This window comes from Erythrobacter sp. CCH5-A1 (assembly GCF_001557115.1).
Classification (GTDB): Bacteria; Pseudomonadota; Alphaproteobacteria; order Sphingomonadales; family Sphingomonadaceae; genus Erythrobacter.
The window spans coordinates 1-12,313 of record NZ_LSKQ01000118.1 but is presented as its reverse complement, the minus strand read 5'-3'; the positions used below and the strand labels follow the sequence as shown (position 1 = coordinate 12,313).

Genomic DNA, 12,313 nt, shown 5'->3' with positions numbered 1-12,313 from the left:
TTCCCGCCTCGCTCGTCTCCACGCAATGGCTCGCCGAGAACATCGCCGCCCCCGGCCCCGACGCCCCCGTCCTCGCCGTGCTCGACGCCTCCTACCACCTGCCCGCCGCCGCGCGCGATGCCGCCGCCGAGTTTGCCGCCGCGCATATTCCGGGCGCGCGCTTCCTCGGGCTGGCGAGCCTGTTCGACCCGGCCTCGCCGGTGCCCTACGCCTTCCCGACGCCCGAGCAGCTTGCGGAGCGCCTCGCCAGCCTCGGCGTCGGGCCGGAGGACGCGATCGTCATCTACGACGACAGCGCGATCCGCACCTCGGCGCGGGCGTGGTTCGTGCTGACCGCGAGCGGGCGCGGCAATGTCGCGATCCTCGACGGGGGCCTCGCCAAGTGGCGGGCCGAGGGCCTGCCGCTCGACAGCGGTGCCTCTGCCCCAGCCCCGGCCGCGCCCGCCACCTTCGCCGCCCCCACCCGCGTGAGGACCAAGACCGACATGCTCGCCAATATCGAAACGGGCGCGAGTCAGGTGCTCGATGCGCGCTCTGCCGACCGGGTCTACGGCTCGGGCATCGACCCTGTCCACGGCGGGCAGAACGGCCGCATTCCGGGCGCACGCAACCTGCCCTTCACCGAGGTCTTCAACCCTGATGGCACTTACAAGTCGCCCGAGGCCTTGCGCGACATCCTGAGCGCGGCGGGGATCGACTTTGCCGCCCCCGTCACCACCACCTGCGGCAGCGGGGTGACCGCGAGTGTGCTGATGTTCGCGATGCACCTCGCCGGCAAGGACGACACCGCGCTCTATGACGGCAGCTGGAGCGAGTGGAGCGCCGATCCCGACACCCCCAAGCTGCAGGGCCCCGAAAGCTGGGGGCCTTCCGCATGAGCGGCGGCGGGGACGACAGCCGCCGCAAGCCCGCCACCCGGCTGGTGCGCGGCGGGCGGCGCAAGGAGTGGACCGGGCCGGTGGTCAACCCGCCGGTGTGGCGCGGCTCGACCCACCTCTACGCCACCGACGCCGAGCGGCAGGCGGCGGGCGGCAACAATGCCGACGGGCAGTTCTTCTACGGCAGGCGCGGCGCGCCGACCCAGTGGGCGCTGGCCGAGGCGCTGACGCAGATCGAGCCCGGCGCCCACGGCACGGTGCTCTATCCCAGCGGCGTGGCGGCGATCGCGGGGGTTATGCTCGCGGTTCTGAAGCCCGGCGACCGGCTGCTGATGTCCGACAATGCCTATGACCCCACGCGCTCCATGGCGACCGGGCTGCTGACGCGGCTGGGGGTGGAGACGACCTTCTTCGATCCGCGCGACGTGGAGGGCTTCCGCAAGGCGGTGGCGGGGGCGAAGGGCGTGTGGCTGGAGGCTCCCGGCAGCCTCACCTTCGAGATGTGCGATGTCCCCGCGCTGGCGGCGATTGCCCGCGCGGCCGGCGCGGTGACCATGATCGACAACACCTGGGCAAGCCCCCTGGGCTTTGCCGCGCTGGAGCATGGCTGCGACATCGTGATGATGAGCCTGTCGAAGCATGTCGGCGGGCACTCCGACCTGATGATGGGCTCTGCGAGTGCGGGCAAGCGCTGGTATACGGCGCTCAGGCGGGTGAGCCACGAACTGGGGCAGGTTGTCTCGCCCGACGATGCTGCGCTGGCGGCGCGGGGTTTGCGGACGATGGGCGTGCGGCTGGAGGCCCAGGCCCGCGCGGCCCTGCAAGTGGCGCAGTGGCTGGCAGCCCGGCCGCAGGTCGCCCGCGTGCTGTGCCCGCTGCTGCCGTCCGACCCCGGCCACGCCCTCTGGAAGCGCGATTTCACCGGCGGCTGCGGGCTGTTTTCCTTCGTGCTGGCAAGCGACGACCCGCAGGCCTCGGCGCGGATGGCCGATGCGCTGGAGCTGTTCGGGATCGGCTATTCCTGGGGCGGGTACGAAAGCCTCGCCCTGCCGATCACCCCCGGCGGCTATCGCAGCTGCATGGAGTGCCCCACCGGCGGCGCGCCCGCGCTGCGCCTCTCCATCGGGCTCGAAGACCCGGACGATCTGATCGCCGACCTGAGGCAAGCGCTGGCGCTGGTATAGTTCAGCTACGCGCCCGCCAACCCATTCTCGCTGGAACGGATCGCGCGGCTCGCCCATTTGCCCCTCATGCAGATTGGCACCATCTATCTCGTCGGCGCGGGGCCGGGTCCGGTGGACCTCCTCACCCTGCGCGCCGCCCGCCTGATCGAGGGCGCGCGGGTGATCGTCCATGACGGGCTGATCGGGCCGGACATCCTCTCCCTCGCACGTCCCGACGCGCGGCTGATTTCCGTGGCGAAACAGCGCGCCCGCCACACCATGCCTCAGGAGGAGATCAACGCCCTGCTGGTGCGCGAGGCTCTGGCGGGCCGCAATGTCGTGCGCCTCAAGGGCGGCGATCCCTTCATCTTCGGGCGCGGCGGCGAGGAAGCCGAGGCCGCGCGCGCGGCCGGCGTCCCCGTCGAGGTCGTCCCCGGCATCAGCGCGGCGCAGGGCGCAGGCGCGGCTGCGCAAATCGCGCTCACCCACCGCGACGCCTCGAGCATCGTTTCTTTCGTGGCAGGCCAGTGCAAGGGCCTCGCCGAGCAGAACTGGTCGGGCCTTGCGGGCAAGGGTCGCACATTGGTGATCTACATGGGCGTCTCCACCGCCGGCAGAATAGCCGACAAGCTCATGTCCGATGGCCTGACCCCCGATGTCCCTGTCGCCGTGATCGAGAACGCCGCGCGCCCCGAGATGCGGGTGCTGCGCGGCCTGCTCGCGGGGCTGCCGGAGCTGGTCGAGGCCAACGCCGTCAGGAGCCCCGCGCTCATCGTCATCGGCGACGTCACCGCGCGCCTCTCCCGTCATCCTGACGACAGTCAGGATCGGGTCGAGCTTGGCGCCTTGCTGCAAGCGGTCCCGGATCAAGTCCGGGATGACGGGCGTTTTTTTGGAGAGATTGCGCCATGAAAATCCTCACCGGCAACGACCTGCGCAGCGGCGCTGTCACCTGGTGGAACGGCTCCGGATGGTCGCTGTTCGTCGACGATGCGGTCGACGTGGGCGAGGACGCCGAGGAAATCCTCGCGCGCGAGGAAGCCGCGCGCCGCGTCAACGTGCCCTACGCCATCGAGGCGAGCATCGACGCCGCCGGACATGTCCGCCCCGCCCACATCAAGGACCGCGTGCGCGCGCTCGGCCCCACGGTGCGCCGCGACCTCGCCGTGCCGACCGCGCAGAAGACCGGCTGGGACTGGGTGATCTGATGCGCCTGCCTGCCGCCACTCTGGCCTCGGCCTTCGCCTTCGCCGCCGCGCCTGCCGCTGCCGAAACCGCGCCCGCTCCGGCGCAGGCGCGCACCACGATGGTGGTCGAATGGACCCGCCTCAAGGCCCTCCCCGGCGAGCGCGCCAACCTCACCGCCTTCATCCATCTGAACTGGTTCGCGATGGACGCCAAGGCGGTCGAGCAGGGCCTGTTCACCTCCTACCGCCTGATCGCCAACCCCGCGCCGGACGGCGAGTGGGACCTGCTGGTCGAGGTCGGCTACCCCACCCCGCTCGGCTATGACGAACCCGCCACGCAGGCCGCCTTCGGCGCGATCCGCGCCGCGCACAAGGTGGTCCCCGTCGAGGGCAAGACCCTGAAGGAACTCGGCACCATCCTCGGCACCGAGCGTCTCCCCGTTCTGACTGGAACCCGCTGATGTACCGCTATGACCAATACGACCAGGCGATGGTCGATGCGCGTGTCGCCGAATTCCGCGACCAGGCGCGTCGGCGCCTTGAGGGCAAGCTGACCGAGGACCAGTTCAAGCCGCTGCGGCTGATGAACGGGCTCTATCTGCAGCTCCACGCCTACATGCTGCGCGTCGCCATCCCCTATGGCACATTGGACGCGCGGCAGATGGAGATGCTCGCCGACATCGCCGACAAGTATGATCGCGGCTACGGGCACTTCACCACGCGGCAGAACATCCAGTACAACTGGATCAAGCTCGAAGACTGCGCCGATGCCCTCGCCGATCTCGCGACGGTCGAGATGCACGCGATCCAGACCAGCGGCAACTGCATCCGCAACATCTCGTCCGATCACTTCGCGGGCGCGGCGGCGGACGAGGTGGTCGACCCGCGCCCCTATGCCGAGCTGATGCGCCAATGGTCGAGCTTCCACCCGGAGTTCACCTACCTCCCCCGCAAGTTCAAGATCGCGGTGATCGCCTCCGAGAAGGACCGCGCGGCGATGCGGCTCCACGATATCGGCGTGCGTATCGTCAAGCGTGACGGCGAGGTCGGCGCGGAGTTCTACGCGGGCGGCGGCATGGGCCGCACCCCGATGATCGCCCCGCTGATCCGCGACTTCGTGCCGATCGACCAGTTCATCACCTATGCCGAGGCGTGCCTTCGGGTCTACAACCGCTACGGCCGGCGCGACAACAAGTACAAGGCGCGCATCAAGATCCTCGTCCATGAACTCGGCGCCGAGGAATATATCCGCCAGGTCGAGGAGGAGTTCGCCCACCTGCTCAGCGTCGGCGTGGAGCCGCCGCGCGAGGAGCTGGCGCGGATCACCGAGTATTTCGCGCCGCCCGCCTTCGTCGACGGGCCAAAAACGGTGGACCGCTCGGACCCCGATTTCGCGCTCTGGGTCGACCGCAACACCCACCGCCACAAGCATGACGCCTATGTCTCGGCCGTCATCAGCCTCAAGCCCGCAGGCGGCATCCCGGGCGATGCGACCTCGGAGCAGATGCGTGTCGTCGCCCGGCTGGCGCGCGAGTATTCCTTCGACGAGCTGCGGGTGATGCACACCCAGAACCTGCTGCTTCCGCACGTCCGCATCGCCGATCTTCCCGCGGTGTGGCAGGCGCTCGACGAAACGGGGCTCGGCAGCCCCAACATGGACACGATCGAGGACATTATCGCCTGCCCGGGCCTCGACTACTGCTCGCTCGCCAACGCCCGCTCGATCCCGCTCGCCCAGCGCATCTCGGAACGCTTCGCTGAAACGGGACGCACCGAAGTGGTGGGCGAATTGAAGCTGAAAATCTCCGGCTGCATCAACGCCTGCGGGCACCACCATGCCGGCCACATCGGCATCCTCGGCGTCGACAAGAAGGGCAAGGAGAACTTCCAGCTCTCGCTCGGCGGCAGCGAGGCCGAGGACGTCAGCCTCGCCAAGATCACCGGCCCCGGCTTCGACGAGGACGGGGTGGTCGCGGCGGTCGAGAAGGTGACCGATGTCTACCTCGCCCAGCGTTCGGACGGGGAGCGCTTCCTCGACACCTACCGCCGCATCGGCATGGAGCCGTTCAAGGAGGCATTGTATGGCTGACAGTCTTGGGACGAGCCCCGACGAGGTGCAGTTCCGCTTCCGCGACGACGAGCCGGTCGACCACGCGACCGTCACGGTCGACGCCTGCTGCGACCAGACCAACGCCACCGCGGTCCGGATCGAGCCGGGCGACGACGCGCGCGTGCTGCTGCCGTTCCTCGATCGCCTGGCCTTGGTGGAAGTCAACTTCCCCACCTTCGGCGACGGGCGCGGCTATTCCTCGGCCCGCATCCTGCGCGAGGCGGGCTACACCGGCGAATTGCGCGCGGTCGGCGCGGTGCTGATCGACCAGCTCTGCCACATGCGCCGCTGCGGTTTCGACAGCTTCGCCCCTGACAAGCGCCTCGACGAGGAGGACGCAGCCCGCGCCTTCGCGACGTGGGAGAATGTTTACCAGCGCGCTGCCGACGGGCGGCGCACCATTGCGGAAAAGCGCCATGAAGCCTGACGTCTCACTCGGCAGCGCGCCGCGCACCCGCGACATGCTCGACCTCGCCCCGCGCTTCACCGAGCATGACGCCGTGCGCCTCAACCGCATGTTCCGCGGCAGCACGACGCAGGAAATGCTGGAGGCGGTGATCCGCGACAACCTCGCGGGCGACCTCGCGGTGGTGTCCAGCTTCGGCGCGGAGAGCGCGGTGTTGCTGCATCTGGTGGCTTCTGTCGATCCGAAGGTGCCGGTGCTGTTCCTCGACACCGGCAAGCATTTCCCCGAGACGCTGGCCTATCGCGACAGCCTCGTGGACCGGCTCGGCCTCAATCTGGTGGTGCTGACCCCCCACCCGGAGGACCTCGCCAAGAAGGACGAGACAGGCCTTCGCTGGTCCTACGACCCCGATGGCTGCTGCGAGATCAGGAAGGTGCGCCCGCTCGAAAAGGCGCTGGCGGGCTATGATGCGAGCTTCACCGGCAGGAAGGCGTTCCAGGCCAAGACCCGCGCCAATCTGCCGCGCTTCGAGCTCGACACTTCGGACGGTCAGGGGCGGCTCAAGATCAATCCGCTGATTGACTGGTCGGCCGAGGACATCGCGGCCTATTTCGAAGCCCACGACCTCCCCCGCCACCCGCTGATCGCGCAAGGCTACCCCTCGATCGGCTGCTCGCCCTGCACCTCGCAGGTCGCCGAGGGCGAAGACCCGCGCTCGGGCCGCTGGAAAGGCTGGGACAAGACCGAATGCGGCATCCACAAGCCGGGCGAGGAGCCGTTTTTGTGATCGCGTCGTCCCGGACTTGATCCGGGACCGCATTCCGCACGCGCTATGCTTCGAGCGATCCCGGGTCGACGGTGTGGGCGCTAAACCCACCCCTCGCGCCGATACCATTCGGCGGTGGCCTTCAGCCCCTCCTCGCCGCCGATCTGCGGTTGCCACAGGCCCGGCGGGGGCTTGCGGTCGAAGCGGGCGACCCAGTTGGGGTGGCACATATAGCCGACGCGGTCGGCGGTGAGCTTGGCCTTGGGCCCTCGCATCCTACGGTCGGCGGCGGCAGCGGCATCGAGCACCTTCTTCGGCAGGTGCGGCGCGAACACGGCGCGCCGCCCCATCGCCCGGCCGATCGCGGCGGCGAGTTCCTTGTGGCTCCACCCGCCTTCCCGTCCGTCGTCGGGTTCGTAGGTCTGCTTTTTCGTGGCAGCGGCATTGCTGGCAGCGAGCACCACCAGCAGCCGCGCCAGATCGTCCGCATGGATGATCGAGCTCGCCCCGCCCGGCGGCAGGGGGACGAAGCCGAGCTTCGCGGTGCGGAACATCTCGAGATAGTCGACATCGCGCGGGCCGTAGACGCCGGGGGGGCGCACCGTGGTCCAGTCGAGCCGGCTCGCCTCGACCAGCGCCTCGGCCTTGGCCTTCGACGCGCCATAGGCCGAGAGCTCGGGCATCCGCGCCGAGAGCGAGGAGACGAATACCAGCCGCCTGACGCCCGCCTCGGTCATGGCGGCGATCACATTGGCGGTGCCGGTGACGTTGGCGACATCGAACTCGCGCGGGTCGGGCGTGTTGGTCAGCCCCGCGACATGCACCACCGCGTCTGTGCCCTGCACCAGCGCGGCAAGCGCAGCCGTGTCCTCCAGATCGCCCCGCACCCACTCGACCCCGGCCCGCGGCGCCTGCTCGCGTCGGGCGAGCGCGCGCACCGTGTGGCCCTGCCGCAGCGCCTCGTCCAGCACCGCCGAACCGACAAAGCCGGTCGCGCCGGTGATCGCGAGCACGCTCACAGTAGCACCATGTGATCGCGGTGGATCACGCAGGAGCGCGGGGCGTAGCCGAGGCGTTCGGCCTGATCCTCGGCGCGCTTGCCGGCGATGAGCTGCATTTCGGCCGCGTCATATTCGGCAAGACCCTGCGCCAGCCGCTCGCCCTTCAGCGAGAGCACGCTCACCAGATCGCCGCGCCGGAACTGGCCGGAGACGCCCACGACACCCGCCGCGAGCAGGCTAGCCCCGCCCTTCAGCGCCTCGGCGCAGCCCTTGTCGACGCGCAATTCGCCTGCCGGCGCGAGCCGCCCGCCGAGCCACGCCTTCCTCGCCGAGGCCGCGCTGACGGGGAGGAACAGCGTCCCGCAATCCTGCTCGACAGCGTTGGCAATGGGCGATTCCCATGTCCCGTTGATGATCCCGAGCGCGATCCCGGCGCGCGTCGCGATCTGCGCCGCCTGAAGCTTGGAGATCATGCCCCCCGAGCCGAGGCCCGAGGAGGAGTTGCCGCTCGCCATCGCCATCACCTGGGGCGTGACCGCCTGGATCACCGGGATCAGCGTCGCCCCCTCCTCGCGCGGGTCGCGATCATAGAGCCCGTCGACGTCCGAGAGCAGCAGCACGAGATCGGCATTGGCCGCCTGCGCCACGCGCGCGGCCAGCCGGTCATTGTCCCCGAAGCGGATTTCCTCGGTGGCGACGGAGTCGTTCTCGTTGATGACGGGGATGACGCCCGCCTCGAGCAGCCGGTCGAGCGTCGCGGCGGCGTTGAGATAGCGGCGGCGGTCCTCGAGGTCGCCCAGCGTCAGCAGCATCTGCGCGGCGGTGATACCGTGTTCGCCCAGCGCGCGGCTCCACAGGTCGGCGAGCTGGATCTGGCCCACGGCGGCGGCGGCCTGCGCATCGGCGAGGCTCCCGCGCCCGCCCTTCGCCAGCCCCAGCCGCGCCGCGCCCAGCGCGATCGCGCCCGAGCTGACCACGATCACCTGCGGGCCCTCCCGGCGGATGCCGGCAAGGTCCTGCGCGAGGCTGTAGAGCCATGCTCCGTCCGCCGCCCCGCCCCGCACCAGCAGCGCCGAGCCGATCTTGACCACGATCCGCCGCGCGGCGGTGATGTCGGCGAGCCTTGTCAGCATGGGCAAGCTACAGGGGCGACCAATCGGGGGCGTCGCCGTCGTCTTCGACCTCAACCGCCTTGGTCTCGGTCGCAGTGCGATCGGGGAGGTAGCCGAGCACCGCGTCGAGCAATTCGGGGATCCCCGCCCCGGTCGCGCCCGATACGGCAAAGACCTGCTCCGCGCCGGCCGCTATGAGCTCCTTGCGGAAGCCCTCGACCAGTTCGGCATCGGCGAGGTCGAGCTTGTTGAGCACCACCAGCCGGGGTTTCTCGTCCAGGCGCGTGTGCTCCTTGTCGCCATAGGCCGCCAGTTCCTCCTCGACGATGCGCATCGCCTCGGCAGGGTCGGCATCCTCGGTGCCGGTGATATCGATGAGGTGGATCAGCACCCGGCAGCGCTCGATATGGCCGAGAAAGCGGTCACCGATCCCGACCCCGTCCGCCGCGCCCTCGATCAGGCCGGGGATGTCGGCGAGCACGAATTCGCGGCCCTTGTGGCGCACCACGCCGAGCTTGGGCACCAGCGTGGTGAAGGCATAGTCGCCGACCTTGGCCTGCGCGTTCGAGACGGCGTTGATGAAGGTCGATTTGCCGGCATTGGGCAGGCCGACAAGGCCCACGTCGGCGAGCAGCTTGAGCCGCAGCCAGACCCAGGCCTCCTCGCCCGGAATGCCCGGCTGGTGCTGCCGGGGCGCGCGGTTGGTCGAAGTCTTGTAGCTCGCGTTCCCGCGCCCGCCCATCCCACCTTCGAGGAAGACGATGCGCTGGCCCACTTCGGTGAAGTCGGCGAGCACCTCTTCCTTGTCCTCGGAGAGGATCTGCGTGCCCACCGGCACCTTGATGACCAGCGGCTCGGCGCTGGCGCCGGTGCGGTCCTTGCCCATTCCGTGGCCGCCGCGCGGGGCCTTGAAGTGCTGCGAATAGCGGAAGTCGATCAGCGTGTTCAGCCCTGCGACGGCCTCGAACACGATGTCGCCCCCGCGCCCACCGTTGCCGCCATCGGGGCCGCCATATTCGACGTATTTCTCACGCCGGAACGAGACGGCCCCGGGGCCGCCTCCGCCGGACTTCACATAGATCTTGGCCTGGTCGAGGAAATGCATCGCGGGCGCATAGGGAATTTTTGCTGCGATTGCGAGGGTAACATTCCCCCTCCCGCTTGCGGGGAGCCGCAGGCGTGGCGCAGCCACAGCGGTTAGGGGTGGGCGTGAGTCGCAAGACTCGCGCGTCACAGGCCCACCCCCGGCCCCTCCCGCAAACGGGAGGGGAGAACGAGGTCAGAACCTCGCCTCAACCCCCACCACAGCGCTCCGCCCCGGCGAGACAAAGCTGAACACCTGCTCGTAGTCCTCGCCGAGCAGGTTCTCGACGCGGGCGAAGGCGGCGAGGCTGTCGGTCAGCTTCACCCGCGCGTTGAAGTTGACGAGGGTGTAATCCTCCAGCGTGACCCGCACCGGCACGAAGCTCGGATCGGTGAAGGCGACGTCGGGCGTCTGCCCGTTGTAGCGGACGACCAGCGTGGCCGAGGCGGCTTCGTCCGGCGCTTCCCATGTCAGCGCGGCGCTGGCGAGGTGGTTGGGGCGGCGCACTTCCTCGACGCCGTTTTCCTCGGCATCGAGGTAGGAATAGGCCGCATCGAGGCTGAATTGTTCGCCAAGGCGGGCGTTCAGCGACACTTCCACGCCGCGCTGGCGGCTGTCCGTCGTCCGGTTGGCGGGGGTGGCGATGAAGTTCGGCGGCGGGAAGGTGGTGAAGATCTCGCCCTCCAGCTCGCTGTCGAAATATGTCACGGCCACGCTGGCGGTGTCGCCCAATTGCTGGTCGAGGCCCACTTCCCACCCGGTCGACTTCTCCGGGCGCAGCGCCGCATTGCCGATGAAGCGCCCGTCGACGAAGCCGTAGAGTTCGAAGAAGCCGGGATTCTTGACGCCCGAGCCGCCCGCTGCACGCAGCCGGGTGGTGTCGGTGACGCGGTAGCCCGCGCCGACGCGGAAGGTGGTGGCGTCCTGAAACAGGTCGTTGAAGTCGTGCCGGATCGCGGCGGAAACATCGAAAGCCTCGCCGCTGTAACGATATTCGCCAACCAGCCCGACCTGCTCGATCTCGCGCCGCTCGTCGAACACGAAGCCGCCCGGCGTGGCGTTGCGGAAGCCCTCGACCTCGTAATCGGCGGCGAAGGTGAGGTTGTGGTCGTCCGCCACCGCCAGCGCGCTGACGTAGGAGGCCTTGAAGCGGTCGCCCTCGCTGGCCGAGGTGATGCCGAAGGGGCTGTCGGTCTCGCGGCTCACATTGATGATCTGGGCGGACAGGTCATGCGTCCAGCGCCCGTCCAGCGTGTCGAGCTTCGCGCCCGCCAGCGCATAGATGGCCTCGTTGGTGAATGTCACGCCGGGGCTGTCGATGATGAAGCCGAAGGTGGGGCTGGTCGTGTCGAAGTCGCTGTCGTTGGTCTGCCCCTCGGTGCGGATGAAGCGGGCGGCGGCGCGCAGGGTGAGGGTGCCGCTCACATTCACGCTGCCCTTGCCCGCGAGAGTGTAGCTGTCGCGGCCGATGTCGCGGGTGCCATTGCGGGCGTTGGGCTGGCCGTCGGTGCTGACAACCACGGCGGAAAGCGCCGCGTCCCAGCTGTCGCCGTAAGCCCCGTAGCGCAGCGCGCCATTGGCTGTGCCCTGCGTGCCGCCTTCGATCCGCGCGCCAAAGCCCGGCCGAGCGCGTCCGCTGGCGCTCTGATAGGCGATCACGCCGCCGATCGCATCGGGGCCGTAGAGCGCGGACTGCTGGCCACGCAGCACTTCGACCCGCGCGCCCGGTTCGGCCTGCAAGGTGCCCACGTCGAACTCGCCCGCGAAGGGATCGGAGACTTCGATTCCGTCGACCAGCACCAGCACGTGATTGGCTTCGGAGCCGCGCAGGCGGATCTGGGTCTGGCCTGCCACGCCCGCGACCGCGACGCCGGGGACGTCGCGTAGGATATCGGCGATGTCGCGGGTCTGGCGGTCTTCAAGTTGGTCGGCGGTGATGATCAGGGCCGAGCCGGTGAAACGCTCCCGCAGCAGCGCGTCACTGCGGCTGGCCGAAACAAGAATGTCCTTGGCGGGAGAGCACAGCAGGCTCTCGCTGCCCGGCCCGTCGGGCCCATCAACCACGTGGCAAGGGGCCGGCAGCTTGCCGTCCTCCTGCGCCCACACCGGCGCAGCCCAAACCAGCGCCGCCGCAGCGACGCTTCCCAACAATGCAAAATTCTTCACGGATTCCTCCCGTCATCAGCAACATGGTGGCCGCGAGGGGTTTCGATCCCCCACGGCCCAGCGATGTCGCTCACAACGAAAGTCTGTTTCCGCGCCTGGCCAACCCCTGAACCCGGCATAGAGCGACACGCCCCGGTCGGTCTCCTGGCTCACGGATCGCCGCATGGGATGCTCGCCTTCCCGGATGGCCCGAAGACCCCCAGTGGCTGCCCTCCCGAAAGAGGGAGCGCACCCCACACTCACCGCTTACAGTTGCAGGGACAGCTGCGGATTCGAACCGCATTCCCGTTACCTTGGCGCGGGGAGGTGAATAGCGTCAGGCGAAGCTGACGGCAAGCGGTGTAAAGGCATAGCAAGATTGAGGGCGCTGTATCGGCCCAAAGGGCCGCAAGGCCGACCGGCCGCCCGCAGCGACGCGACCTTCAGGTCGCATGAGCGAG

12 protein-coding genes and 1 riboswitch are annotated in these 12,313 nt (G+C 69.1%); of the genes, 8 read left to right on the top strand and 4 right to left on the bottom strand.

Going from position 1 to position 12,313, the window contains the following annotated elements; genetic code table 11:
• The 8 genes from AX708_RS06145 to AX708_RS06110 all read left to right on the top strand — a co-directional run.
• Nucleotides 1-878 (top strand): sulfurtransferase (locus tag AX708_RS06145; protein ID WP_067489688.1); only part of this gene is annotated, 878 nt, incomplete at its 5' end.
• Entirely contained in the window at nt 875-2,062 is a 1,188-nt protein-coding gene (metC, locus tag AX708_RS06140) for a cystathionine beta-lyase (RefSeq protein WP_066530782.1), read from the top strand. The genes AX708_RS06145 and metC, both read left to right, overlap by 4 nt.
• Before the next feature lie 66 nt (nt 2,063-2,128).
• Nucleotides 2,129-2,953, top strand: a complete 825-nt coding sequence (gene cobA / locus AX708_RS06135; protein ID WP_197426151.1) for a uroporphyrinogen-III C-methyltransferase — start codon at nt 2,129-2,131, stop codon at nt 2,951-2,953.
• Nucleotides 2,950-3,249 carry a DUF2849 domain-containing protein gene (locus AX708_RS06130; protein WP_066530780.1) on the top strand — a complete coding sequence of 100 codons (300 nt, stop codon included), beginning with the start codon at nt 2,950-2,952 and terminating at the stop codon, nt 3,247-3,249. Before cobA ends, AX708_RS06130 begins: the two co-directional genes overlap by 4 nt.
• Nucleotides 3,249-3,689, top strand: coding sequence for a hypothetical protein (locus AX708_RS06125; RefSeq protein WP_066530778.1), 441 nt, complete (start codon nt 3,249-3,251; stop codon nt 3,687-3,689). The genes AX708_RS06130 and AX708_RS06125 overlap by 1 nt, the downstream gene beginning before the upstream one ends.
• A complete protein-coding gene (locus tag AX708_RS06120; RefSeq protein WP_066530775.1) occupies nt 3,689-5,317 on the top strand; it encodes a nitrite/sulfite reductase in 1,629 nt (542 codons plus the stop codon). Before AX708_RS06125 ends, AX708_RS06120 begins: the two co-directional genes overlap by 1 nt.
• Nucleotides 5,310-5,765, top strand: coding sequence for a DUF934 domain-containing protein (locus AX708_RS06115; protein WP_066530773.1), 456 nt, complete (start codon nt 5,310-5,312; stop codon nt 5,763-5,765). Before AX708_RS06120 ends, AX708_RS06115 begins: the two co-directional genes overlap by 8 nt.
• The gene (locus AX708_RS06110; protein ID WP_066530771.1) at nt 5,755-6,531 is read left to right on the top strand and encodes a phosphoadenylyl-sulfate reductase; all 777 of its coding nucleotides are present in this window, start codon (nt 5,755-5,757) and stop codon (nt 6,529-6,531) included. Before AX708_RS06115 ends, AX708_RS06110 begins: the two co-directional genes overlap by 11 nt.
• Nucleotides 6,532-6,611: 80 nt before the next feature.
• Here the strand turns inward: AX708_RS06110 and AX708_RS06105 are convergent, their stop codons facing one another.
• The 4 genes from AX708_RS06105 to AX708_RS06090 all read right to left on the bottom strand — a co-directional run bounded on the left by AX708_RS06105 (nt 6,612) and on the right by AX708_RS06090 (nt 11,873).
• On the bottom strand, nt 6,612-7,529 hold the full coding sequence (locus tag AX708_RS06105) for an NAD(P)-dependent oxidoreductase (protein ID WP_066530768.1): 918 nt from the start codon (nt 7,527-7,529) through the stop codon (nt 6,612-6,614).
• Complete coding sequence (gene proB, locus AX708_RS06100; protein WP_066530766.1) at nt 7,526-8,644, bottom strand: glutamate 5-kinase; 1,119 nt, start codon at nt 8,642-8,644, stop codon at nt 7,526-7,528. The genes AX708_RS06105 and proB overlap by 4 nt, the downstream gene beginning before the upstream one ends.
• A gap of 7 nt (nt 8,645-8,651) precedes the next feature.
• Nucleotides 8,652-9,728 (bottom strand): Obg family GTPase CgtA, encoded by a 1,077-nt coding sequence (cgtA, locus tag AX708_RS06095; protein WP_066530764.1) that lies wholly within the window; start codon nt 9,726-9,728, stop codon nt 8,652-8,654.
• Nucleotides 9,729-9,902: 174 nt separating this feature from the next.
• Nucleotides 9,903-11,873: a TonB-dependent siderophore receptor gene (locus AX708_RS06090; RefSeq protein WP_066530763.1), complete on the bottom strand. Its 1,971-nt coding sequence runs from the start codon at nt 11,871-11,873 to the stop codon at nt 9,903-9,905.
• A gap of 116 nt (nt 11,874-11,989) precedes the next feature.
• Nucleotides 11,990-12,192: riboswitch (cobalamin riboswitch) on the bottom strand.
• Between the last annotated feature and the right edge of the window lie 121 nt (nt 12,193-12,313).

Coding starts and splice junctions, on each gene's coding strand:
- cgtA (WP_066530764.1), bottom strand. CDS start 9,728: ATGCATTTCCTCGACCAGGCCAAGATCTATGTGAAGTCCGGCGGAGGC.
- AX708_RS06115 (WP_066530773.1), top strand. CDS start 5,310: ATGGCTGACAGTCTTGGGACGAGCCCCGACGAGGTGCAGTTCCGCTTC.
- proB (WP_066530766.1), bottom strand. CDS start 8,644: ATGCTGACAAGGCTCGCCGACATCACCGCCGCGCGGCGGATCGTGGTC.
- AX708_RS06125 (WP_066530778.1), top strand. CDS start 3,249: ATGCGCCTGCCTGCCGCCACTCTGGCCTCGGCCTTCGCCTTCGCCGCC.
- AX708_RS06120 (WP_066530775.1), top strand. CDS start 3,689: ATGTACCGCTATGACCAATACGACCAGGCGATGGTCGATGCGCGTGTC.
- AX708_RS06130 (WP_066530780.1), top strand. CDS start 2,950: ATGAAAATCCTCACCGGCAACGACCTGCGCAGCGGCGCTGTCACCTGG.
- metC (WP_066530782.1), top strand. CDS start 875: ATGAGCGGCGGCGGGGACGACAGCCGCCGCAAGCCCGCCACCCGGCTG.
- cobA (WP_197426151.1), top strand. CDS start 2,129: ATGCAGATTGGCACCATCTATCTCGTCGGCGCGGGGCCGGGTCCGGTG.
- AX708_RS06110 (WP_066530771.1), top strand. CDS start 5,755: ATGAAGCCTGACGTCTCACTCGGCAGCGCGCCGCGCACCCGCGACATG.